General features: G+C 46.6%; 19 protein-coding genes. 4 read left to right on the top strand and 15 right to left on the bottom strand.

Annotated elements, in window-relative coordinates; all coding sequences use genetic code 11:
• The first annotated feature begins 23 nt into the window (after positions 1 to 23).
• From VSQ32_02440 to VSQ32_02430, 3 genes are all read left to right on the top strand, one after another.
• Complete coding sequence (locus tag VSQ32_02440) at positions 24 to 530, top strand: DUF6512 family protein (protein MEH2941736.1); 507 nt, start codon at positions 24 to 26, stop codon at positions 528 to 530.
• A gap of 187 nt (positions 531 to 717) precedes the next feature.
• The gene (locus VSQ32_02435; protein ID MEH2941735.1) at positions 718 to 1,089 is read left to right on the top strand and encodes a transcriptional repressor; all 372 of its coding nucleotides are present in this window, start codon (positions 718 to 720) and stop codon (positions 1,087 to 1,089) included.
• A 2-nt stretch (positions 1,090 to 1,091) separates the two neighbouring features.
• On the top strand, positions 1,092 to 2,525 hold the full coding sequence (locus VSQ32_02430) for a methyl-accepting chemotaxis protein (protein ID MEH2941734.1): 1,434 nt from the start codon (positions 1,092 to 1,094) through the stop codon (positions 2,523 to 2,525).
• Between the two features lie 190 nt (positions 2,526 to 2,715).
• On the opposite strand, the gene VSQ32_02425 is transcribed toward VSQ32_02430, so the two are convergent.
• The 5 genes from VSQ32_02425 to VSQ32_02405 form a co-directional block, all read right to left on the bottom strand.
• Positions 2,716 to 4,206, bottom strand: coding sequence for a glutamate synthase subunit beta (locus tag VSQ32_02425; protein ID MEH2941733.1), 1,491 nt, complete (start codon positions 4,204 to 4,206; stop codon positions 2,716 to 2,718).
• Between the two features lie 14 nt (positions 4,207 to 4,220).
• Positions 4,221 to 8,762: a glutamate synthase large subunit gene (gene gltB / locus VSQ32_02420; GenBank protein MEH2941732.1), complete on the bottom strand. Its 4,542-nt coding sequence runs from the start codon at positions 8,760 to 8,762 to the stop codon at positions 4,221 to 4,223.
• Between the two features lie 316 nt (positions 8,763 to 9,078).
• Positions 9,079 to 9,303, bottom strand: coding sequence for a helix-hairpin-helix domain-containing protein (locus tag VSQ32_02415; GenBank protein MEH2941731.1), 225 nt, complete (start codon positions 9,301 to 9,303; stop codon positions 9,079 to 9,081).
• 389 nt (positions 9,304 to 9,692) lie between these two features.
• Complete coding sequence (locus tag VSQ32_02410) at positions 9,693 to 11,642, bottom strand: flagellin (GenBank protein MEH2941730.1); 1,950 nt, start codon at positions 11,640 to 11,642, stop codon at positions 9,693 to 9,695.
• 147 nt (positions 11,643 to 11,789) lie between these two features.
• The gene (locus tag VSQ32_02405) at positions 11,790 to 12,089 is read right to left on the bottom strand and encodes a carbon storage regulator (GenBank protein MEH2941729.1); all 300 of its coding nucleotides are present in this window, start codon (positions 12,087 to 12,089) and stop codon (positions 11,790 to 11,792) included.
• A gap of 201 nt (positions 12,090 to 12,290) precedes the next feature.
• Here VSQ32_02405 and VSQ32_02400 point away from each other — a divergent pair, with 201 nt between their 5' ends.
• On the top strand, positions 12,291 to 12,872 hold the full coding sequence (locus tag VSQ32_02400; GenBank protein MEH2941728.1) for a tyrosine-type recombinase/integrase: 582 nt from the start codon (positions 12,291 to 12,293) through the stop codon (positions 12,870 to 12,872).
• A gap of 328 nt (positions 12,873 to 13,200) precedes the next feature.
• Here the strand turns inward: VSQ32_02400 and VSQ32_02395 are convergent, their stop codons facing one another.
• From VSQ32_02395 to VSQ32_02350, 10 genes are all read right to left on the bottom strand, one after another.
• Entirely contained in the window at positions 13,201 to 14,097 is an 897-nt protein-coding gene (locus VSQ32_02395; protein MEH2941727.1) for a type II CAAX endopeptidase family protein, read from the bottom strand.
• Complete coding sequence (locus VSQ32_02390) at positions 14,081 to 14,944, bottom strand: hypothetical protein (GenBank protein MEH2941726.1); 864 nt, start codon at positions 14,942 to 14,944, stop codon at positions 14,081 to 14,083. Before VSQ32_02390 ends, VSQ32_02395 begins: the two co-directional genes overlap by 17 nt.
• A gap of 613 nt (positions 14,945 to 15,557) precedes the next feature.
• Positions 15,558 to 15,785 (bottom strand): hypothetical protein, encoded by a 228-nt coding sequence (locus VSQ32_02385; GenBank protein MEH2941725.1) that lies wholly within the window; start codon positions 15,783 to 15,785, stop codon positions 15,558 to 15,560.
• A complete protein-coding gene (locus VSQ32_02380) occupies positions 15,773 to 17,767 on the bottom strand; it encodes an HD domain-containing protein (protein ID MEH2941724.1) in 1,995 nt (664 codons plus the stop codon). The genes VSQ32_02385 and VSQ32_02380 overlap by 13 nt, the downstream gene beginning before the upstream one ends.
• A 219-nt stretch (positions 17,768 to 17,986) precedes the next feature.
• Positions 17,987 to 18,973, bottom strand: coding sequence for a diaminopimelate dehydrogenase (locus VSQ32_02375; protein MEH2941723.1), 987 nt, complete (start codon positions 18,971 to 18,973; stop codon positions 17,987 to 17,989).
• On the bottom strand, positions 18,963 to 19,634 hold the full coding sequence (locus tag VSQ32_02370; protein ID MEH2941722.1) for an HAD hydrolase-like protein: 672 nt from the start codon (positions 19,632 to 19,634) through the stop codon (positions 18,963 to 18,965). The genes VSQ32_02375 and VSQ32_02370 overlap by 11 nt, the downstream gene beginning before the upstream one ends.
• A gap of 328 nt (positions 19,635 to 19,962) precedes the next feature.
• Positions 19,963 to 21,468 carry an AAA family ATPase gene (locus tag VSQ32_02365; GenBank protein ID MEH2941721.1) on the bottom strand — a complete coding sequence of 502 codons (1,506 nt, stop codon included), beginning with the start codon at positions 21,466 to 21,468 and terminating at the stop codon, positions 19,963 to 19,965.
• 19 nt (positions 21,469 to 21,487) lie between these two features.
• Complete coding sequence (locus VSQ32_02360) at positions 21,488 to 22,795, bottom strand: VWA-like domain-containing protein (protein ID MEH2941720.1); 1,308 nt, start codon at positions 22,793 to 22,795, stop codon at positions 21,488 to 21,490.
• A 22-nt stretch (positions 22,796 to 22,817) separates the two neighbouring features.
• Complete coding sequence (locus tag VSQ32_02355; protein ID MEH2941719.1) at positions 22,818 to 23,816, bottom strand: leucine-rich repeat protein; 999 nt, start codon at positions 23,814 to 23,816, stop codon at positions 22,818 to 22,820.
• A gap of 23 nt (positions 23,817 to 23,839) precedes the next feature.
• A complete protein-coding gene (locus tag VSQ32_02350; GenBank protein ID MEH2941718.1) occupies positions 23,840 to 25,399 on the bottom strand; it encodes an ATP-binding cassette domain-containing protein in 1,560 nt (519 codons plus the stop codon).
• Positions 25,400 to 25,454: the final 55 nt, after the last annotated feature.

Here is a 25,454-nt window from a genome sequence, read left to right as displayed (position 1 = left end):
TACTGTCCCTGAGGTGATTTTTCATGAAACAATTAAAATGCTATTTTCTGACCGGCATCCTTTTCGTTCTGATAACAGGAACCCTGTCTCACTTTCTGTATGAATGGACCGGCAGAAACTTTCTGGTGGGCCTGTTTACTCCTGTAAATGAATCTGTCTGGGAACATCTGAAACTGTTGTTTTTCCCAATGCTGCTTTTCTCAGCCATAATGATTCGGAACCTGAAAAAAACTTATCCCTGCATTGCCTCCTCTCTTTGTTTCGGAATTCTGGCAGGGACACTTTTTATCCCGGTCTTTTTTTACAGTTATACGTTTATTCTGGGAAAAAACGTGTTTGTCCTGGATCTTCTCTCTTTCCTGCTGGGCACTGTCCTTGCATATTTCAGCGCTTATAACCTCACTCTGTCCTGCAGACTCAGCCCTTACCGCCTTCCCCTGTATTGTGCTGTACTTCTCCTGTTCCTGTGTTTCATGCTGTTTACCTGTTATCCTCCGGACTCCGGCATATTCACCGTATATTCTCCATAACCCTGCAAAATACTATTTTACTATTGACAAATGATGGAAAACCACTAAAATTAGAATTAGAACAATTCTAATTTTAGTGGTTTTTTATCTTAACAGGAAAGACCTTATTACGCTAAAGCGTGAAAGTGTCTTCCTATAAGATAAAAAATAATACGCGAACATGTCTTCCTGTTTCAGCGGAGGTGCTATGACGAAAAATGCTGCAAATATTCTGGAAATCATCAACAATTCTGAATGCCACTTAACGCCAGAACAGATATATCTGCGTTTAAAAGACAAAAACCAGACCGTGGCTCAGGCTACTGTTTATAACAATTTATCTTCTCTGTATCATCAGGGACTGATTCGGAAAATTTCCGTTGAAGGATATCCGGACCGTTATGACAGGGCGACCCGGCATGACCATCTGGTGTGCAGAAAATGCGGAAAACTGTCAGATATTGTACTGGAGGATCTGACTGCTTCTCTGGAAAAACAGATAGACGTACCCATACTTTCCTATGATTTAAAGATAAACTACATATGTGACGCATGTTTAAAAGAAGAAAAGGACAAATAACCATGAATTTAAGAAAAAAATCTTTATATGCTGCTCTTGCATCTGTTTCCAGGCTGACTGACATGCAATATGAGCCGGCCAACGGAGAACTGAACAATATCCATCAGCGTCTGATGAACGGGCGGAAAGAATTTGAACAGGCCGTGACAAAAACCATGGACGCAGTCATCCAGATGAGTTCCATGGATTTGACGCTGGAAACGAATGTGGCCACTGTGGAACAGATTAACACTTCTATTTCCGCCTCTGCAGGCGCCATCAGCGAATCGGCAGAACTGACAGCCGGCATTACCACGGAAGTGTCAAAGGCCCATGATAATCTGACTGCAACCATTATCGAAGTTTCTGACGAATCCGGCAAAATCATGGAAGATATCCGGAACTGTGAAAACGAACTTACTTCTATTACCGATTTGTCTTCTTCCGCCATCTCCACCGCTCAGGGAATGAAGCAGGATATTTACGGACTCCTGGAAATCATTCAGCATATGAATGAAGCAATTGAAGCAATCAATGCCATTTCAGAACAGACCAACCTTCTGGCCTTAAACGCTTCCATAGAAGCCGCCCGTGCCGGTACCGCCGGCCGGGGATTTGCTGTTGTGGCGGAAGAAATACGGAAACTTGCAGATGAAACAAGAGCTCTTACAGGACGTATGGGCACTTTTGCAGACAGTATCCAGGACGCCTCCAGAAAAAGTTCTTCCAGCGTGGATACCACCGTCTCCGAGCTGGAACATATCAATGAAAATATTCAGAACGTATGGAAAATTACCAGAAATAACCGGGCCGGAATGGACAGCATTACAGATTCCGTTTCTTCTCTGGCCGCTGTCAGCGAAGAAATCAGCAGTTCTATGAATGAACTGGACAACCAGATGCAGCATGTAAACGAACAGTGCCAGAATCTGAAAGAGGACACAGATTCCCTGACCCTTTCCAGCGATTCCATTGCAGAACTTGTGGAACCATCCAAAATAATTGAAAAACACCTGGATGAATCCACAAAAATTATGGGAAATATGGCAAGAGATGCATTTTATATGCTGGACAACCAGATTATCCTCAACTGTCTGAATAACGCCATAAAAGCCCATCAGGACTGGTTACATACATTAAAAGATATCGTTCAGACCGGACAGTTAAAAGTATTGCAGACGGACTGCACCAGATGCGGCTTCGGCCATTTCTACTATTCTTTCAAACCTGTAAACCCGGCAGTCACGGAACTCTGGAAAGGCCTTGAAAGCAAACACAAAACCTTCCATTCTTATGGAACGGAAATGATTGCCGCTGTCCGTTCGGGCCGCACCGAAGAATTACCCCGGATATATGAAAAGGCAGAATGCTGCTCCAAAGACCTTCTGTCTGACTTCCATTCGCTGACCCGGACCATTGAGACATTGTCAGAAAGTCACATTCGGATTTTTGAATAATACTTCGTCCGGTCAGGCAGCATACATAAAAACAAAGAGGCTGTCGGAAAATAGAAGATTTACGCAATATATAGCTGTGAACCGTTGAGTTTCTCTGCATATATTGTCTGCAAATTTCATTCTCCGACAGCCTTTCTGACGCTCTGAAGCGACATTATTCCATTCCTGCGGGTGTGCATAATAAAACATTTTACGCTCCCAGGTTGGTATACCCCATCAGGCTGGCGTCCACTGCTCTGGCGGCTTCCCGGCCTTCCCGAATGGCCCACACCACCAGTGACTGGCCTCTGTGCATATCTCCGGCAGCAAACACATGTTTTACACTGGTCTCATACTGTTCTTTTCTGGTCTCCACATTGGTCCGCTGATTCAATGCTACCCCGAATGCGTCTGCCACATATTTTTCCGTTCCCAGAAATCCTGCCGCAATCAGTACCAGATCCGCATCCAGCTTTTTCTCGGAACCCGGCACCTCCGCCATTACCATGCGTCCCGTTTTTTCGTCTTTTTTGCTCTCCAGCTTTACGGTGGTCAGGCCGCAGAGTTTGCCGTTTTTATCCTTCAGAAATTCTTTTACCGTAGTCTGATAAATACGGGGGTCATGGCCAAACACAGCAATAGCTTCTTCCTGACCGTAATCCGTCTTGCAGACCTTTGGCCACTGGGGCCAGGGATTGTCTTTTGCCCTCTCATCGGGCGCTTTTGGCATCATTTCAAGCTGGGTAACAGAAGCTGCCCCGTGCCGGATGGAGGTGCCCACACAGTCGTTTCCCGTATCTCCGCCGCCGATAATCACCACTTTTTTCCCTTTGGCGGAAATATATTTGTTATCTTTTAAATCAGAATCCAGAAGGCTTTTCGTGGTGGCTGCCAGGAAATCCACCGCAAAGAAGATACCTTCGGCGTCCCGGCCGGGAACTTTGATATCGCGGGGATTTTTGGCGCCGCAGGCCAGAATAACCCGGTCGTATTCCTTCATAAGTTTGGAGGCTTTTACGTCTTTTCCCACGTTCACGCCTGTAATAAATTCTATTCCTTCTTCTTCCATGATGTGGATTTTCCGGTCAATCACATGCTTTTCCAGCTTCATATTGGGAATTCCGTACATGAGAAGTCCGCCCACCCGGTCGTCCCGCTCATATACGGTAACCTGATGGCCCCGTTTGTTGAGCTGGTCTGCCGCCGCAAGACCTGCCGGGCCGGAGCCTATCACAGCCACCTTCTTACCTGTGCGGACTTTCGGGGGTTTTGCTCTGGCAAAGCTCTGCTCATAAGCATTCTCAATAATTCCGTATTCATTTTCTTTCACGGAAACTGCGTCTCCGTAATGGCCGCAGGTACAGGCCGCTTCACAGAGAGCCGGACATACTCTGGAAGTAAATTCCGGAAAATTATTGGTTTTCACCAGGCGGTTATACGCCTGCTCCCAGTTGCCCGTATAAACCAGGTCATTCCACTCCGGCACCAGATTGTGCAGCGGACAGCCGGAGGTCATCCCCATCAGTTCCATGCCGGACTGGCAGAAAGGCACGCCGCAGGCCATGCACCTGGCTCCCTGCCTCTGCTGTTCTTCTCTGGTTAAAGGAGTGTGGAACTCCCGGTAGTTCCCAATACGCTCTCTGGGTGAAGCCGCCTCTGCTGTCTGTCTGTCATATTCCATAAATCCTGTTGGTTTTCCCATGTTCGCGTCCCTCCCTAATGTTTCATATTGGCATAGAATGCTTCAATCTGTGCCTGTTCTGAGCTTAAGCCTTTTTCTTCCATCTGTACAATGGCCATCATCATACGGTTGTAATCATACGGAATGATTTTCTTGAATCTGGGCAGATATTCACTGAAATTGTCCAGCACTTCCTTCCCTTTCCGGGAATTGGTCAGTGTTACATGTTCTTTTATCATATCTTTCAGTTCCATCACGTCGTATTTGGAAGTGATTTCTTCTGAAAATACCATCTCTTTGTTGATTCTGGTATATAAATCATTCTCTTCGTCCAGCACATAGGCAATCCCGCCGCTCATGCCTGCCGCAAAGTTTTTCCCGGTTTTGCCAAGAACAACCACCCGGCCGCCGGTCATGTATTCACAGCCATGGTCTCCCACGCCTTCCACCACCGCAACGGCTCCGGAATTGCGGACGCAGAACCGTTCTCCGGCCACACCGTTGATAAATGCCTTGCCGCTGGTGGCTCCGTAAAGGGCCACATTTCCGATAATAATATTTTCATCCTGCTTAAATTTCACCCCGGTGGGCGGATAGACCACCAGTTTGCCTCCGGACAGCCCTTTTCCAAAATAGTCGTTGCTGTCGCCCACCAGTTCCAGTGTCAGGCCTTTGGGAATGAAAGCCCCAAAGCTCTGTCCTCCTGCTCCGGTGCATTTTACCAGGAAGGTATCTTCTTCCAGCGTATCGTCGAACCGTCTGGTGATTTCTGAGCCGAAAATCGTTCCGAAGGAACGGTCCGTATTGCTGACTTCCAGATCTATACTGCGTTTCTGGCCGCTTTCCAGCGCCGATTTCAACTGTTTCATCAATACTTTTTCATCTTTGGTCTTCTCCAGTTCAAAATCATAGACCTGCTTCGCATCAAAAATAACCTTTGATTTTGGCCCTGCGAATGGATTGTTCAGAATCCGGGACAAATCCAGTTCTTTTTCCCGCTCGGTCAGATCCTCCCGCACTTTCAGCAAATCGCTTCTTCCCACCAGCTCGTCTACCGTACGGATTCCCAGCTTCGCCATATATTCCCGCAGTTCTTCCGCAATAAACCGCATAAAATGGATGACATATTCCGGTTTGCCTGCAAAACGTTTCCGCAGTTCCGGATTCTGGGTGGCAATTCCCGCCGGACAGGTATCCAGATTGCAGACCCGCATCATGACACAGCCCATGGTTACCAGGGGCGCTGTGGCAAAGCCGAATTCCTCCGCACCCAACATGGCCGCAATGGCCACGTCCCGGCCCGTCATCAGCTTTCCATCTGTCTCAATCCGCACTTTGTTGCGCAGACCATTCAAAATCAGCGTCTGATGGGTTTCAGAAAGTCCCAGCTCCCAGGGCAGCCCCGCATTGTGAATGGAACTGCTGGGGGCAGCCCCGGTTCCACCGTCGTAACCGGAAATCAGCACCACCTGGGCCCCTGCTTTGGCAACGCCTGCAGCCACAGTTCCCACGCCGGCTTCTGAGACCAGCTTCACGGTAATTCTGGCATTTTTGTTGGAATTTTTCAAATCATATATCAGCTGCTCCAAATCTTCAATGGAGTAAATATCGTGATGGGGCGGCGGAGAAATCAGAGATACCCCCGGCGTGGACAGTCTGGTACGGGCAATCCATGGATAAACCTTCTGTCCCGGCAGATGGCCGCCTTCTCCCGGCTTGGCCCCCTGAGCCATCTTAATCTGGATTTCTTTCGCGCTGACCAGATAGCGGCTGGTAACGCCGAACCGCCCGGAAGCCACCTGTTTGATGGCGGAACAGCGGTTCTTCCCGTCAGGGCCTGTCACCAGACGCTCCGGACTCTCTCCGCCCTCGCCGCTGTTGGATTTCCCATGCAGGCGGTTCATGGCGATTGCCAGTGTCTCATGGGCTTCCTGAGAAATGGAACCGTAAGACATGGCCCCCGTCTTAAACCTGGTCACAATGGAATCCACACTCTCCACTTCTTCCAGAGGAATTCCTTTCTTCGGATAATTAAAATCCATCATTCCCCGGATATTGGCTTTCTTCTCCTCCGCATTTGCCGCTTCCGTATACTGTTTGAACATCTGGTAGTCCCCCCGCTTCGTGGACTCCTGCAGAAGATGAATCGTGAGGGGATTGTACAGATGGCTGTCGGCGCCGCTGCGCATTTTATGGCGGCCCCTGCTTTCCAGAGTCAGATCTGTTTCCAGTCCCAGCGGGTCATAGGCGCTGGAGTGAAGGGCGTCCACATCCTGCTCAATATCTTTTAACGTAATGCCGCCGATTCGGCTTACGGTGTTGGTAAAATATGTTTCAATAACATCGGAGCTGATACCGATTGCCTCAAAAATTTTGGCTCCCTGATAAGACTGAATGGTGGAAATTCCCATTTTTGCCGCAATCTTTACAATTCCGTGAATAATCGCATGATTGTAATCTGCAATGGCCGCATAGTAATCTTTGTCCAGCATATGGTCGTCGATAAGCTGCTTTACCGTATCCTGTGCCAGATAGGGGTTGATGGCGCAGGCCCCGTAACCCAGCAGAGTTGCAAAATGATGTACCTCTCTCGGTTCTCCCGATTCCAGAATCACCGCCAGTGCGGTACGCTTTTTCGTCTTGATTAAATGCTGCTGCAATGCGGACACCGCCAGCAGAGAGGGGATGGGCACATGATTCTCATCCACGCCCCGGTCCGACAGAATCAGAATATTGGCTCCGTCCCGGTAAGCCCGGTCCGCTTCCACAAACAGGCGGTCAATGGCCTTTTCCAGGCTGGTATTCTTGTAATAAATAATGGGGATTTCCACTACTTTAAACCCTTCCACCTTCATGGCCTTGATTTTCATCAAATCCGTATTGGTGAGAATGGGATTTTCAACCTTTAATACCTGGCAGTTGGCAGGCTTTTCTTCCAGCAGGTTCCCGTCTTCCCCGATATATACGGTGGTGCTGGTCACCACTTCCTCCCGAATGGAATCAATGGGCGGATTGGTTACCTGAGCGAATTTCTGCTTAAAATAATTGAACAAAGGCTGATGGTCGCCTGCCAGCGCTGCCAGAGGCGTATCAATTCCCATAGCTGCTGTGCCTTCCCCACCGTTTCTGGCCATGGGAAGTATGGCTTCCTTCAGAGATTCGTACGTATAACCAAAGGTTTTCTGCATCCGCTGGCGTTCTTTTTTTTCATATTCCGGCACCCGCTGGTTTGGAATTTTCAAATCTGCCAGATTGATTAAATTCCGGTCCAGCCATTCCCCATAGGGCTGCCGGCCGGCATATTTTTCCTTTAATTCATCATCGTCGATGACCCGGCCCTGCACCGTGTCCACCAGAAGCATTTTTCCCGGACGCAGACGCTCCTTTGCCACAATTCTGGTGTGGTCAATATCCAGCACTCCCACTTCCGAGGAGAGAATCAGGTTGTCGTCATCGGTGATATAATACCGGGAAGGGCGCAGTCCGTTCCTGTCCAGAACTGCTCCCAGAATATCCCCGTCGCTGAATACAATGGAAGCCGGACCGTCCCAGGGCTCCATCATGGTAGCATAATACTGGTAAAAATCCTTTTTTTTCTGACTCATGAGACCGTTGTTGGCCCAGGGCTCCGGAATGGTAATCATCACCGCCAGAGGAAGCTCCATACCGCTCATCACCAGAAATTCCAGGGTATTGTCCAGCATGGCGGAATCGGAACCTTCCGCATTGACCACCGGAAGTACCTTCTGCAGCTCTCCCTTTAAATACTCGGATTCCATGGTTTCTTCCCTGGCCAGCATTTTATCCGCATTTCCCCGGATGGTGTTAATCTCCCCGTTATGGACAATCAGACGGTTGGGATGGGCCCGCTCCCAGCTTGGATTGGTATTGGTGGAAAATCTGGAATGCACCGTAGCAATGGCGGATTCATAGTCCCGATCCTGCAAATCTGCAAAAAACAGGCGAAGCTGCTCCACCAGAAACATGCCCTTGTATACAATGGTACGACTGGACAGGGATACCACATAGGTGTCGTCGCTGGACTGCTCGAAGACACGCCTTGCCACATAAAGCCTCCGGTCAAAATCCAGTCCCTGTTCCACCCCTTTGGGCCGCTTCACAAACCCCTGCATGATATAAGGCATACAGTCCACGGCTTTCTGGCCAAGCTGATCCGGAGCAATGGGTACGTTCCGCCAGCCCAGAAATTCCATGCCTTCTTTTTTTACAATGACTTCAAACATTTTTCTGGCCTGGTTCCGTTTCAGTTCATCCTGGGAAAAGAAGAACATGCCGATTCCGTAATCACGTTCCTCTCCCAGCGTGATTCCCGCTTCCTGGGCGGCCTTTTTAAAAAATTTATGGGAAATCTGCAGCAGAATCCCCACACCGTCTCCGGTCTTGCCTTCCGCGTCTTTTCCGGCTCTGTGCTTTAAATTCTCTACAATTTTCAATGCGTTTTCCACCGTCTGATGGCTTTTGACTCCTTTTATATTGACAACTGCACCTATTCCGCAGTTGTCATGCTCAAAACCGGGGTCATACATACCCATGGCTGTTCTTTTTGTTTCCTGCATGTTCTCATCCTCCCTGCTGTCCATTCCTGGCACTTTATCATGGTAAATCATTGCTCTGTCTGAACTAAGTATACACCTTTTTTCCTTCGCTGTAAACAGTTTTTTTCTTTTTATTTTCAGATAATATGATTATATATAAATATAAATAATTATTTTCAGATAATATAAGGAAGTATTTTATAAAAAGCAGTGATTACAAACAATTCACTGCTGATATTTCCTGATTTTTCTTTTGTCTTACCGTTTAAAATCCGGAGGAAATTCAGATTTTTACGAATTGTGTGAGAATTGTGTAAGAATTGCAGACTGGAAGACATCATTTTTCCGGATATTCTTTCTCTTTCCAGTACCACCAGTTTAATTTTTCCTCTTCGTGCTGTTCATGCTCCGCATAATATACTGCGCAGCGGTATACATACAGGGCGCACCTGTCCTCCTGAAACCCTTTTTTCAGACAGTCCTGTCCATAGAGTTCTTCCGGATCTTTTCCATTTAAATCTTCAATACGGTGAATTCCAATATTTTTCAGATGCTGTTCCATTTTTTCCCGATTCCCGGAATATTTTTCAGATCCCCGGTGGGAAGTCCCGCTCCTGAAGTGTTTTTCGGTGCTTTCATTTGATTTTTCTCCTTCTCTTTCCTTTTCAACATCAGCCTCTGTCAGGCTCTCCTGAATACGAATTGTATGTGGGGGGGAAATTCCATTCGCTGACCTGACTATATCATACGGAAAATTTTTTTACAACTGAAAAAATTTATACAGTCCGCACGAGTGCGCATCCATATTTTTATCTTATAGGAAAGTCATGGACTTTAACGCTTTATAGCGGCAAGGTCTTTCCTGTAAGATGAAAAAAAGACGCCGGCTCATTCCGGCGTCTTTTATATTGCAGCATATCATACTGTCTGCTGAATAACAGGCTGCACTGCTTACTGAAGCAGGGACAGTACACCCTGTGTGGACTGATTTGCCTGTGCAAGCATGGACTGGCCTGCCTGTGCAAGAATATTGTTCTTGCTGTATTCCACCATCTCGGATGCCATATCCGTATCACGGATTCTGGATTCTGCTGCTGTGGTATTTTCCACAACGTTATCAAGGTTGGCGATGGTGTGCTCCAGTCTGTTCTGAACTGCACCGAGAGCAGAACGCTGAGCGGATACTTTGGAAATTGCGTCTGCAATGGCGTCGATTGCATAGGTTGCGGCTGTTCCGGTTTCATCGGATACATTCAGGTTCTTTACACCCAGTCCTGCTGCGTCCATGGCGTCGATATCAACAGTAATCTTATTGGTCATATCGGCGTCAGAACCTACATGGAGGTTGAAGGACAGGGATTTTTTCACTTCCACAGAGCCCTGTGTAATGGTGAATTTTCCATTTCCATCATTTGTTACAGCAGCTGCCTCGTCGGTTCCAATACTGGAAGCCTTCTGCAGTTCTTCTGCCATCATGGAATAAGCCTCTTTGGCGCTGATTACTTTTTCATCGCTCTTTGGCAGGGCAATGTCACCGATAACAGTATTGGTGGTTGTTCCTCCGTCTGTGCTGACACTGTCACCGTCATGAATCTTTGCCAGAATCGCATCTTTTGTAAGTTTAAAGGCTTCTTCATCCACATCTGCTTCGTCAACGATGGTATAGGTAACCTGGTCTGTACCGCTTCCAACGATTACCGTGTCTCCAACGTCCAGTGCATTGACTGCGTCATATACGTCTTTTGCCGCAATCGGAGTCTCTGCCGTAGCAGTTGTGGTAACGCCGGCTATGGTAACGCTGTCTCCTGTGTCGAAAGTTGCAGCTGTTGTGGAAAGTCCTGCACCTGCTTTTGCAATGGTTGCTGCTGTTTTGTCTACTACTTTTGCGGAACTGATTTCTCCTGCTTCCAGAGCAGAAACTATGGTAAAGTTTCCCGCCTTCGTCACATCTGCAGCAGCAGTAGTACCCGCTTTTGTTTCAGATACGGTCACATTGGTTCCCACAACCTGCTTTCCGTCTGCCAGGGCAGATTCCACAAATTTTGCAACTACATCCACACCAACAGTTCCTGCCGCTTCATCAGGGGCGCCGCTGCCGGCAGCTACTGTAAATTCCACACCTCCAACCTTTACTTTATCACCTGCTTTCCATTTCAGGTCATCAGCCGCAATTTTATCGGTTAAAGTATAGGTATTTCCCTGATAGGTTACGCTGTCTCCTGCATTCAGCGTAGTTGTGATAAAAGGAGCAACCGTAGATTTTACATACCCGTCCGTAGAAGTATTCAGTTCCCCGGCTTCTTTATGGTTTTCTGAGGTACCAATGGTATATTCCTGTCCGGCAATGGTAACCTTATCCCCGTTTTCCAGAGCTTTATCCAGCGCGAAGGTGGATGTTCCGCCGCCCAAATCGGTGAGTGTTCCCTTAAGGCCTGCGTCATGGGCTGCCACTTTCTGCGTGGTCACTGCCCCGGCACGGTTGCCTTTCAGCAGATAGATTTCATTGAATTTGGTCGTCTCAGCCACACGGTCGATTTCTGTAGTCAGCTGGTTGATTTCCGCCTGAATGGCATCCCGGTCAGACTCTGAATTGGTTCCGTTGGAAGCCTGGGTAGCCAGTTCATTCATACGCTGCAGCATGGAGTGCACTTCTGTCAGAGCTCCCTCTGCTGTCTGCACTGCAGATACACCGTCTTCTGCGTTGGTGGACGCACGGTCCAGACCGCGAATCTGTTTTCTCATTTTCTCGGAAATAGTCAGTCCTGCCGCATCGTCTGCCGCACGGTTAATCCGGTAACCGGAAGATAATTTTTCCGAAGATTTTGCCTGAGCGCTGGTGGTAACTCCCAGCATTCTGTTGGAATTCATTGCTGTTAAATTGTGCTGTACTACCATTGACATAATTTTTCCTCCTTGTCTTTAATGCCGCAAATCCGTTTGCGTGCATGTGGGCCGCCTCCCGCCTCTCTCTTGCAGGAGGCAGCGGATGTTGTTATACTCCGGCACTGCTGCCGGCATTTATAATAAGCAGAGGATTGCTCCGCATTATTACCTGTGCAGCTCCGTCGCCCGCTCCTTCCGGCGTGCTTTCCTGCGCTCCGCCATGAGAATGGCTTTGATTTTCTCCTTTGCCTCCGGAGAAAGTTCTCTGTCCCGGTAATGCTTTACCTCATTGCCCGGATCCGCTGCCATTCCGTAACGCTCCAGCGCCTCGCTTCTCACAATGTTATAAGCTCTGGGAGCATCAATCAGAATCCGCAGATTGTTGGAACTTCCTCCCGCAAATACCAGCTTGATATCATCCCCAATCAGCACATATTCTCCCGGCCTTACTGATAATTTCAGCATTTCAACCTCCTGTTCTCTCCCGGAATCCAGTTTTTACCGTTGCAATCCGGGGCTGCATGATTCCTGTTACCGGAAATCCCTGTACTTTTGCACTTTACCATGATAAAATTTCTGTCATATGGGAAATCCAAAGAACTTTTTACTTAAGAAAAACGTTTGCAACAGTTCTTACAATAATGTTGCAGAATGGAGGTATGGAATATGGGAACAACACAGCCAATTCGGGGAAAAGATGATTTGAAAAAATTTCTGGATTATTATCAGAACTGCCAGCCCAACATCAGGAACTATGCCCTGGTCCTGTTCGGACTGCACACCGCTCTGCGTATCAGCGACATTCTGAATCTGAACTGGGAAGATGTGTATGATTTTGAGGAAAAATGCTTTCGGGGGCATTTATTTCTCAGGGAGCACAAGACCGGAAAAGAAAATATGGTGGCCCTGAATGACCACCTGAAAGAAACGCTGCATCTTTACATGAAAAGCCGCAATCCGGCTCCGGAAGATTATATTTTCACAAAAACAACCGATTACAGAAGGCCTCTGAGCCGCTCCCAGGCCTTCCGCATTATGAAAAAAGCGGCGGAGGAAACACTGCACACCTCTCATGTGAGCTGCCATTCCCTCCGCAAAACTTTCGGTTATCATGCATGGAAACAGGGGGTTCCCCCTGCTCTTTTAATGGACATTTTCAATCATTCTTCCTACCGGGTCACAAAAAAATATCTTGGAATTGAACAGGACGAGCGGGATTCTGTTTTTACAAAAATTGATTTGTCATAAGAATTTCTCCTGAAAAATAAATTCAGGGGCTAAAGTTTTTCAGAGAAGCTCCGATATAAGAACTGTAAAGAAAAATGCAACATTATTGTAAGAAATGTTGCATTTTTAGTATAACCATTTTATAAGATTTCAATCTCCGCCTGTTCTGCCGGAGATTTTTTATGTTACAGGAAAGATTTTCCTGCAACATAAAAAGAGCTGTATTTTGCAACAGCTCCTTTTCTTAAAATATCACGGTACGGCCAAATCTTTCAGCCGATACTCCACGTCTGGTTATTGTAGCGGCCATGGCAACAGAAAATGGTCATACAGCAGGACAGCCGCTCTTTTAACCGTCTGTTACATCCTGTCCCTTTCTGTTCTGCAGCCAGATTGCTCCAATCAGAACAATTCCCGCCAGACCAAGTCCCGCTGTGGCTCCTGCAAACACGCCTCTGCTCTGCTCCATCCAGTCAAACAGTCTGGTCTCCACCCGAAGCACAGAGGTGAGATTGGCACCCATGTGGGCCAGCAGCGCTCCGTAAAAATGCCCGGATTGTTCCATAAACCAGGCCAGAAGAATACCAAGTACCCCTGCATAAACGAACTGCACCAGATTCATATGCAGCACTCCGAACAGCAGAGCCGAGAATAACATTGCTGTGAACCGGCTGCGTTTTTCCCGTTTTGTGCCTTCTTCCGTCTTTTTTTCATTGTTCAGAATCATCAGATCACAGAGCCTTCCATACACCACGCCCCGGTAAAGCAGTTCTTCCAGAAAAGGCGTCAGAAAGCAGGCGCCCAGCAGTTCAAAGAAAATACCGCCCGCAAAGAAATTCTCCGTTGCCTCCTGATACCCTTCTGAAATTTCCTCCAGGGTGGTCAGAGCCAGCACATTGTTCAGCGCCATGCCGATGACAGCTCCTGCCAGGAACATCAGCACTCCGTTGATGATTTTCTGAGCACGGGTTTTCCCGGCAAATTCCATCCCCATATGTTCCCAGAATACCGTAGGCTCTTTTCTGTCCCTCTGATAATATCTGGCAATAAATGGTATGGTTACCGCCACCGCTGCTGTCTGCAGAGCCATGTACTGTTTCTGGTAATCAGCCCCCAGAACAGAAGCCAGCATGGCAAACAGCGACATGGCCAGATTTGCCACCACAAAATAGATAAATATGGGATAAATGACATTCCACGATTTAAACATTGCGTTGTTACTGTAAGGATTATTCTTCTGATTCATGTTCTCCTTCCTTTTCCCGGTTTTGCACAGCTTTTTCATGGGATTCCTCTTTTTCCTGCTCCAACGTCTGTACCGGACCGGTCTTTCCATGTTCTTCCGGCGTTTTTTCTTCGCCGATTTTTTTATCGTCTTCCCCCGGTGCTTTCATTTCACCGGTTTTCTTATCTTCTTTTTCCAAAACCTGCTCTCCGCTGGTGTCATCCTCAATCTGAAGTTCTGTCTGCCGCACCTTCGCATCCTGGGCAAGAGCCTGCATAATCCGCCGCACATCTGCCGGAGAAAACATACCGATGGCTTTCACCAGCCCGTCGATATTGTTCCGGTTTACCACCAGGCTGCCGCCTTTTTCCAGAGGGATATTCAGACAGTTATCCGGATTGGACACATCTCCCAGACAGAGCCTGTTATTTTCATAATCACAGCGGAAGATTACTCCATTATAAATTATCTCCCCGTTTCCGTCTGCCAGTATGGAATAGGGCGCATTTCGGTCCCCGGTCAGTTTCCGGACTGCCGCTTCTTTTGTCTCAGGAGATATATGTTTCATCATATCCTGCTGTTTTTCCTGTCCGTCCTTATCGCCATCATACGCTTCCTTCAGATTCTGAGCATCCCCGGAGAAAAAGTTGCCTTTCCACATGCCGTCTGCCCCGTAACCTCTGTATTCCACGGCAGAATGATCCATCTCATCCAGAATTCTTGCCTGTTCCATGCGGGCGTATTCCGCCGCCAGCTTTCCGCCGAAAGCTCCCTGCTTTTTTTCTTCCTGTATTACTCCTGCGGCATAGCCCTGTACTGTCTGTGTAAAATAACTGTTTCCGAAAGTTCCCTGTACTTTATCTGACATAATGTTTCCTCCTTAAAAAAGAATGCCTTTCCTGCAGCATAATGGTTTTATCTTATAGGAAATCTATATACTTTAGCACTTCACAGTAACACGGTATTTCCTATAAGATAACAAAGTGGCCATGCCCACAGCAACTCCCCATCCCCTCATCCATGAGGGGCGCTGGACATCCTGTGGATGTCCGTTTAGCGCGGACCGAAGCGGAGCGTAGACCTGAACACTTTGCTGCGCCGAGTGCGGATTTGTCCTAAGGGGTACCAGGCTTGCCTGGGGGATACCTTAGGACGGTCACGAAGTGACATTTTCCTCTTGCACGAGTGCGCATCTTTGTTTTTGTCTTATAAGATAAAAAATGGCACTTATTCCCATCCTCCCTGGAAATAAATGCCATCCGTAGCTAAAGTACATATCGGCAGTTTCCGGAAAACCCTTTATATCTCTTTTATTAACAGCCACTTATCAAACGCTACCTTCAAAGAACTGCATTTTCCTGTAATTATGAAGCAATATTCGCCTTGCTTTTACATTTCATTTTGAAAACCGTAATTTCACAGTCAGCCTTAGAAAAACAGGAAAAACTCACACAAAAACCTCCGTATTCCCACTATAAATTCTACCTGCTACAGGTAGAATAGGTTCTGAATTTCTGATGAATTAATCCTGCTTCAACAAACTCATCTATTTCTGCCTGAACATATTCCTGAGACAAATTTAGTTTGTACTCCTGCAATTCTCCAACAAGCTGTGGAATTGTGAACCTATAATTCTTTTTTGAGAAAAGATGATTATAAATTATAAATTCTGCCTCTCTTTTAGAATTGCTTATTACTACTCTACACATATTTGCTCCTCCATTTCATTTATTCTTTTTTTAAGTGCTTCAATTATCTTTTGAACAATCATATTGCCTATTCTGTTTCCTATTTTTCCCAAAAGCTCATCTCTCTTTTCTTTTATTATAGAACTTCCATCTTTCATCAATACGTAAATATAAAAAACCGGCAAATAATCGGCATCAAGCCTCAATATATCAGAAATCCCACTTATTTCATCTAATATAGATATATTTCCATAATTATCATAAAAGTATATTGGCTGATCCAACCCAATAGAAATACTTTTAAATACAACAATTGTATCATATAGTTCTACATTAACAAACATATTTTGTGTTTCTTCTGTAACAATATCCCGTATAAGCGTTTCTATAGAACTCATTCCTATCGCCTTATAATGTTTGGAAATAAAAGACATTACAAATCCTCCGGCAGCTTTGGCCGTACCGCCTAAAATTTCATCAATAAAATCCAAAGTTGCACTCATATCCACCATAGTACCATCTGGTGGTGCAGCTAATCCTGACTGACCGGACAATGTATTCACTTTTAAAACAATTTTTCCAATAGCCTCCTTACTTCGTAACAAAGTTTCCTTTACAGCATCATCAATAGTCTTAAAATTCTCACTACGTTTAATCAGAGAATAATAACATTTGTTATTACGCAATAATTCGGATAATCGCTGTGATAAAATGTATTCTGATGAACCTTTTTTTATATTTTTATTACGATAATATTCCGTATAAAAAATTTGTTTTAATACGGTCATCAGCCACGAATCATTCCATTGTGACAACGCATTTGATTTTTCCACAGTTGTAGCGTTGCCTAATGGAAACCATAATCCTGACACATCAAAAGGAATTACTACTTTATTATTTTGATGATTTGGTTCTTCAGACTGCTTACTTAGATATTCTTTAACAAGATCCCTTACTGTATACTCCAGTAAATAATCTGTTTTAATGACTCTGTGATGGTAAATAATATCCTTATATATATTAAAACGACGTTTAATGAAATCCTCTACAGAGTTAACCGCTTTCAGAGGAATACAAAACAAAATTTCTTCTCCATTTACTATTAATTGCATATCATTAATAATTCTTGTATAGTCAATCTGTCCTGAATTCATTCCTGAATTAATGGAATCTCTTGTTACATAATCCAGTCTGTCTCCATCGAGACTGCTGTCAATTATTCTATGCAACGAGCCAAATGCACCTTTTTCCTGAAAAATTCTTTTCACGCTTTCCCAAACAAGAACTTCAAATAAATTTTCATTATATCTCTCATATTCATCCGTAATTCTTGTTATTATTTCTGATAGTATACTATTACTTATTTCGTCACCCATTTGTTCATGAAGTTTCTTATTATCTTCAAAATATTTAGACATAATTTCCAAATACTTCTGAAGATTATGATTGTCAGTGCTCTCAAAACTTTTGTATTCCTGATAAACCGCTTTTAAAGCATACTCAACAACGTGGCTAAAGGGCGGATGCCCAATATCATGCAGCAATGCCGCTGCCCGAATCGCCTGAATTAAAATAATGTGGATAATCTGATATTCAGAGGACACATTATTAGGTATCAGCGAATGCCGCAATTTATCAAAATCAATTTGAGGCATTTCTCCCGGAGTTACTCCTCCTAACTTCTGATCACAAAAATCTGGTTTTTCTTTTATTTCCCCTAAAATCTCTGAAAACTCATTCTCAAAAATTTGATACATTTTATCCAACATTTCTTCAGATGCGTTCAATACAGAATAAAAAAACATATCTGAACAAAGTTTCATAGTCCCAATAGAATGCTCAAAACGCTTTGTTCTGTTAGTCGGAAATGTAAGATAAACTGTTGAATTCTGATACACATCATGCAAACGGTTAAAACCTATAGTAGAAATAATTCTCTTTTCATACTCAGACAATGCAACCAAACCATGAATAGTATCATTCAGATAAATGCCTTTTCTCAAGTATTTTTACCTCCCCTTCATTTGTTATAGCAATTATAATTCTTTTTCCGTATATATTCCACCATTTTTTTCCTGTTTTATGCATAAATATCACATATCCCATCAATCCATATATTCATTAGATTGATGGGATATGACTCAAACCTTTTAAAAATACAACATATACTCTACTATAGAAACGGAATCGTTAAATAAAATTAAATCAATCATTCCAACCCTTTACAGCAAATGCTTCCGCAGTTCCTCCCCGCTCCGGGCACTGAGATAAGCCGGTGCAACATCAAATACGGTTTTGCATCCCGTCTGTCCTTCCTGCGCCAGACGGTAAGCTGCTCTGGCATAGGCTGCAATCACACTGGCGGTAAATTCCGGATTGGAATCCAGTTTCAGGCTGTATTCAATCACGTGGCTGTGTTCCTGTTCCCGGCCGGTTTTACCGGAGCGGATGACAAATCCTCCATGGGGAATCCCGCTGTGATTTTTCAGCAGCTCTTCCTCACTGATAAAATGCACCGTTGTATCATAATCTGCAAAATAATTGGGCATGGTCTTAATGGCTTCTTCCACTTTCGCCCCGTCTGCTCCCTCTTCCAGCACCACAAAACATTCTCTGGTATGTTTCTGTCTTGTGGTAAGCTCCGGATTCTCCCCGGCCCGTACAGCGTCCAGGGCGCTGTCCACCGGAATGGTGTACTGCTTTGCATTTTTCACGCCCGGAATCCGGCGTACAGCGTCCGAGTGGCCCTGGCTGACGCCCTTTCCCCAGAACGTATAGTCTTTCCCTTCCGGCAGAATTGCATTGGCGTACATGCGGTTTAAGGAAAACATACCAGGATCCCAGCCCACAGAAATAATTCCCACGTGCCCGTTTTCTTTTGCAGCCGCATCCACATTCGCAAAATGCTCCGGAATTTTTGCATGAGTGTCAAAGCTGTCCACCACATTGAAATATTTCGCATACTCCGGCGTCTGCTCCGGCAGGTCCGTGGCGCTCCCACCGCAGAGAATCATTACATCAATCTTATCTTTCCATTCCTCCGCCTGAGAAACGTGGCATACAGCCGCTTCTTTTGTGAGAATGGAAAGGGATTCCGGCTCCCTTCTGGTAAATACCGCCGCAAGCTCCATATCGGGATTCTGTTTCACCGCACACTCCACGCCTCTTCCGAGATTTCCATAACCTGAAATACCAATTCTAATACTCATCTTCCCTGCTCCTTTCCAGATACTCAATTACCTCCGCCAGCGTATCAAAGATTTCCGTTACCCCGGCTTTTCTCATTTCCTCAAAATCTTCCTCAAATCCATAGGAAACACCGATACAGTCAATGCCCGCCTCTCTGGCTCCCCTGGCGTCATACCGGCTGTCTCCAATCAGCACCACTTCTTCCTTATGGGAAATGCCGAGACGTTTCATAACGTCATGCAGCACTTCTATCTTGGTGCCTATATTTTCTTTCAGTCTGGCTCCCCCTATCAAATCGAAATACTGAGCCACGCCAAGGCGTTCCAGAATCCGGCGGCAGGGCACTTCCTCCTTCGAGGAGGCCACGCTGATTTTATATCCTTTTTCCTTCAGAATTTTTAATGCTTCTTCCACACCGGGAAACAGCTCACATTCAAACAGTCCGATGGTTTCATAACGTTCCCGGAAAACCAGATCCGCCTCTTTTGCCTTTTCCTCGGAAAACCCGTATTCCCGCTGAAAAGAATCTGCCAGAAGGGGGCCGATAAATCGTCGGATAGTGGCTCTGTCCGGTTCCGGTATTCCATATTTATCCAGTGCGTACCGCACGCTTTTTCCAACACCCTCTTCCGTATTGACCAGCGTTCCGTCCAAATCAAAGAGAATCGTTGTCTTTCTCATAGTGTCTCCTTTCTTCCTGTGCAATATTTCAGGCAATTGCGAAACTATCTGATTATCAAAATTTCATGTACAATTTCTACACTTTCCATGAAATATTTTCATCATACGAAAAGGCCGAAATGCCGGACGCACCGAACATTCCAGCGAGCCTTTGACTACGAAAGAGCATGTCAGCAAAGGCTTCCATTCTCTTTTAAGTCTCGCTTCCATGGTGCTGAAATGCATTTCTCACCTTTTGCATGAGGAAAACATTTGTACTCAAATTCACCGAATTGTACATGAAATTAGTACAATTATTGAGTTTCGCAATTGCCTGCGTGCAATATTTCTACTCCAGCCGCTCCAGCAGTTTCCTGCGCTTTTCATCAAACAGCAGTTCCCGGTTATACCGGTAATACCGTTCACAGCCGCCATTCTGCAGAAATCTTACGCTGTAATATCCGGAATTCAGCTCTGTGATAAACATAACCAGTTCCTGTCCGGTGCCGAAAGCTCCTTCCAGGAAGTCAAAGGCGTATTCCAGCGTCTGCAGGGCCAGTTCCTGCTGCCTCTCGTAGCTCTGATTTTCTCCTTCAAACAGCTCTCTGACACGCCAAAATGCTTCTTTGGGTTCTCCGGCCGGTTCCAGTTTCAGGGTCTGTAAAAATCTTTCCATGGTCTGAATCAGTCTGCGGTACTGTCGTTCTTCCTCACGGGCGAGCAGTTCCGCTTTTCGCTTATTAGTATAATCTGTATTTAATTTCCGGCACACGCATTCAAACAACTGGCCGCCTTCCGCTGTTGCAGAAGCTGCTTCTGTCAGTTCCCGGAACTCCAGCAGGCAGGACTGCAGCATTTCCATGTAGTCTTCCCGCTGAACCGCCTTTTTCAGTTCTTCATTGACTCTGGAAAGAATCAATCCCAGAACGCTGAGACGCTCGTCAAAGGAAGCATGGGCAATTTTTTTCAGCAGGATTTCATCCGGCCGCCCCTGAAAAATCTCATCCATCTGGTAATCCGTCTGATATTTATCATATAATTCCAGATAGTTGGCAAAATCTTTCGCGATTTTCGGAAACTGGATATACTGACCCACCACTTCCCTGTCCACGGTTTTCCCAAGCTGCCGGTACACTTTTATAAAATCAGACAAATCCTCCCAGCCTCTGGGAGTGGCAAAATTCCTTCCGTCTATGGTGGTTTCCATCTGGTAAAAATGCTGTTTTCTGGTATTCAGATAGGAAATCACAGCCCCATGGATTCCCTGATGGTAAGCGTACTCCTTCCATACCTCGAAATCTGCTTCCACCTCTATCTTTTTCACCCGGTCCATGGTCACCACGTCGAATTCCCGGACGGATTTGTTGTATTCCGGGGGATTCCCGGCCGCCACAATCACCCAGCCTTCGGGAATCTTATGGTTGCCGAAGGATTTGCATTGCAGAAACTGCAGCATGGCCGGCGCCAGGGTTTCCGATACGCAGTTAATCTCATCAATGAACAGAATTCCCTCTCTCAGGCCGGTCTGCTCCATTTTATCGTAAATGGAAGCCACAATCTCACTCATGGTGTATTCCGTCACCGCGTATTCCCGGCCGCCGTATTGTTTTCTGGAAATAAAAGGAAGGCCAATGGCGCTCTGTCTGGTATGATGGGTAATCGTATAGGCTACCAGCCCGATTCCGCACTCTCTGGAAATCTGTTCCATAATCTGGGTTTTGCCCACGCCGGGAGGCCCCAGCAGAAGCACCGGACGCTGGCGGATGGAAGGGATTTCATAAGCCCCGAACGTATCTTTTTTCAGATAAGCCTCTATGGTGTTTCTGATTTCTTCCTTCACTCGTCTGATATTCATAATCTTATGTCCCTCTTTCTCATAATGTCTGCAGTTCTTCTTCTCCCAGAATCAGTTTGATGGCCCAGGGAGGCACGTCCACATCCTGATAATCTTCCCGGAAAAATACAAAGGCTGTATCATACACCGGTTTTTTCAGGGGATAGATTCCATATCCGTCCGTAAAATAAATCAGTCCCCGGAGCTTTTGGAAACTCTTTTTCTCCAGAAGAGTATTTACATAGGAAAAAGCCGGACGGAAATCCGTGCCGCCCATGCCCTTCAACTGGAACTGCTCCATATATTCCTCAAGCTGACGCCGGTTTTCTATCTCCACATCCGACTGCACCCGCTCGTCGCACTGGATGATATGAATGCAGAACCTGCGGTAAAAAGATTCCGACTGGCTTAAGATACTGTAAGTCTCCTCCAGAAATTTCCGCACCAGCACTGCCTTGCAGGACATGGAGGTGTCAATCACAATCACAAAATCTTCGATTTTCTGCATTTCACGGGTCTCCTGGTGCTCAATCAGGGGCATATTCCCATATAATTCCATGCCGTAATTGTAAAAGATATAGTCAAAACTGTCCAGATCCACCTGCATTTCTTCTTTCAGCACACAAAACTTTCTCAGAAACTCCCGGTAATCATACCGTTCCCGGTTCTCCACCCGAAGCTGTTCCTGCAGCCCTCTGGAATCCTCCGCTGCCTCTTTGGAAAAAGTCTCCAGCTCCGTCTCCATTTTATCCCGAATCTCCTGCCAGCGGTTCTGCTGCTCCAGGGGAGATTTCGGCCCGGAAGGCTCCCGCTGCCAGAGCATATGATCATCCACGGTAAATTCCTGTATCAGTCTGGCTGTCACCCGGATATCAGGCTCTGCTTTCTGCAGCAAATGAAACACTCCCTCCCCGTGAATCACCGGAATTTTTTTCATGAGACCGTCGTAGACCGCCCGGCGGTAAGGTTTGGGAGGATTGCGCAGACACCGCAGAGGCAGGCTGTCCAGCACGTATTCCGCCGCAATGTCACAGGCAAGATTCCAGTACATAAGTTCTTCTTCCTGCCTCTGTTTCCAGATATGCCCATACAGGCAGTGCAGGATACTGTGGAGATAACAGCGGTTCACCGGCACCGTCCCGATTTTATACTGCCCGGCAAGAAATTCCGGATTATAACGATAGAGAAGACCATCTGTGGCCGCAGTCCTCAGGGCCATGGAAGGCTCCGGCTCCAGGCTGTGCAGGGCCACATCCAGAAACCGCAGATTCAGATACAGTTCACTTCTTACGTCCCGCAGGATTTCGTTGCAGATATCCACTTTTTCCAGTAATGCTTCCTCAAACATCATGACATCCTTTCATAAAGAATCACAAAGCGAACCGCTTCCGCTTCCCCGGAAACCGCCGGTGAGAGATATCCATCAGACTGCTTAAAACTTCCGTGTCCTTCCGAACCCCGGCTGCCTGCACCAGAAGGTCCAGCTCCTCTTTTGTCTCCGCAAAAGATTCGGCCATCCACTTTATTTCTTCCCGCTGTCCCTGTTCCAGGAAATATGCCGCCCCTTCCCGGATGTGCTGCCTCAGCCAGGAAGCATATCCGGCTTCGGCATCTTCCGATAATTCCCAGGGGCAGGAAAGCCTTGCCGCAGATATCTTTATATTATCTGTTAAATCCATATTATATTTCCCTGTTTCAAAAAGTTTATCATACTCCGCAAAAACAATTCCGGTATTCCGAAAGGTATTCCGGTACTGGATGCCCATGCCATGGGTCTGGGTGGAAATAATTCTGGCCGGGGTATTTTCCACGGCTTCTTCAAAAAATTCCGGATAGACCAGACGGCACCTGAGATTTCTCCTCTCAGAACTGCCTTCCGCCTCCCCCCGCTGGTTCTGGCTGTCCGAACCCCCGGCAGCCGCCGGAGCCCTGTCCCAATAACAGTCCACCACCACCGACTGTTTCAAATCCTGCAGGATTTCCCGGAGACAGGAGGGCCCGTCCTGCTGATAACACACAAGATGAGCCAGATTTCCGCATCCGGTAAAGCCGCCGGCTCCCATATACGCAATGTTGCTGTAAAAGGACAGCTTCCGAAACCCGGTACAGTTATAAAACACATACCTGCCCAGCCGCCGGACAGTCTGAGGCAAATCCAGTTCTTCTAATGCGTCGCCGCAGATACAGGGCAGGCCGCTGGTATTTTCCGGCTCCCAGTCCATCTCTTCCGCAAAGGTATAATCTGCCACCTCCGTCACCGGGAGGCCTTCCAGTGCCTCCGGAATGGTTACTCTGCCGCTGACGCCGTAACATCTCAGAATACGGATTCCATCATTTACTTTTTCAAAGGCAAAGCTCTGTGCTTCCATCCCAATCCTCCCTGTGCCCTTCGTTACGATTCCTTTCCAAACTCAGCCGAAACAGGCTCCAGCCCCTGTTCCGTCAGCCGGTAAACCTTCTGGCAGACTTCAGCCACATAATTCCTGTCGTGAGACACGCTGATAATGGCTCCTCCATAATTTTTCAGAAGCTGCCGGATGACCGGGCCTGACAGGGGCGAAAAATTCCGGGTTGGCTCGTCCAGAATCAGCACGTCATTACCGTCCATGCTCATTTTCAGGAAAAGCAGCTTTGCTTTCTGTCCCCCGGACAGCTCCGAGATACTGTGCCCCATTTCATCGGACGTATATTTCATACTGCCCAGATACGTGCGGATTCTGCCATATTCCTCTCTGTCACAGGATTTCTGCAGAAATTCCACCGGAGTTTTTTCCATCTCCAGCAGTTCTTCATAATTCTGAGGCATACAGGCCGCATGAATATCGGTTCTTTTCAGCAGTTCCTCTGCAATCCTGGAAAGAAGCGTGGTCTTCCCCGCTCCGTTTCTGCCCACAATACAGATTTTTTCCGGGCCCTGTACCCGCAGATGAATATTCTCCGCCAGTTTCTTTCCATATTCTTCTGTGTACAATGTGTCAATAGTTAAATCCAGAATTATTTTCCCGTTTGGAATTCGGATATCTCCGGAAAATGCGGCAAAAATAGCTTCTTCCGTATCCGGCAGTTCCGTCCGGTTTTCCTGCTGCTTTTCCAGCCTTCTGCCCATGGCTTTTACGCTGTGCATTTTCTTTTTCAGCATCTGTCCTCCATGGGGATCCTGTCTGGTTATAACATTCTGCTGATGCTCCACCTTCTGCTGAATCTTCCGGTACCGCTCCATCTGCTTATCATGCTCACTGCGCTCTTTGCGGGCAAGCTGTTCCTGCCGCTGCAGACCGTTCAGCCGTTCCCGGATATACTGGTCGTACCCCATTTTTGCTATGGTATGCCTGGCCGCGGTTTTGCGCTTCACCTGTTCCATATGAACAATCACATTGGCAGTCCGCCGGATGAACGTCTCGTCATGGGATACATAGAGCACCGGCAAATTACTCCGGCTGATAAACCGCTCCAGCCACTCCAGCGTATTCAAATCAATGTCGTTGGAAGGTTCGTCCAGCAACAGGATATCCGGCTGGTTCAGCAAAATTCCCGCCATCTGCATTTTTACCTTTTCTCCGCCGGACAAGGTACGGATTTCTCTGTCTTCAAAAAAGAAACTTCCGGAAAGTCCCAGCTCTCTGGCCAGGGCTCCCAGCTCTTTGGGGGTCTTTTCAAAAAATACGGGAATCTGATAAAAATATTCGTCTACTCTTCCCCTCTTCTGCTCCGGGGACAGTTCCTGGGCCAGATAGCCCATACGGTTGCCATTGCGGATAATTTCTCCGGTATATTCCGCATAGGGTTCTATCAGAGCTTCCTGATAAATCAGCTTCAGCAGCGTGGATTTCCCGTTTCCTTCTTCCCCGATGATAACCGCCTTATCTCCCGGATGTAATACAAAGGAAAAATCCTTTACGATTTCCCTTAAGTCTTTTCTATGTGTAATGGTTATATTTTTCAACTGTAACATAATGATACCTCCTCCTGTACGGCTCCGGAACCGGAATTCAGAAAATTCCCATGTT

The sequence above is a fragment of the Lachnospiraceae bacterium JLR.KK002 genome (assembly GCA_036941025.1).
Lineage (GTDB): Bacteria > Bacillota > Clostridia > Lachnospirales > Lachnospiraceae > Petralouisia.
The sequence above is the reverse complement of the archived record's forward strand: the minus strand, read 5'-3'. Positions and strand labels throughout refer to the sequence as shown.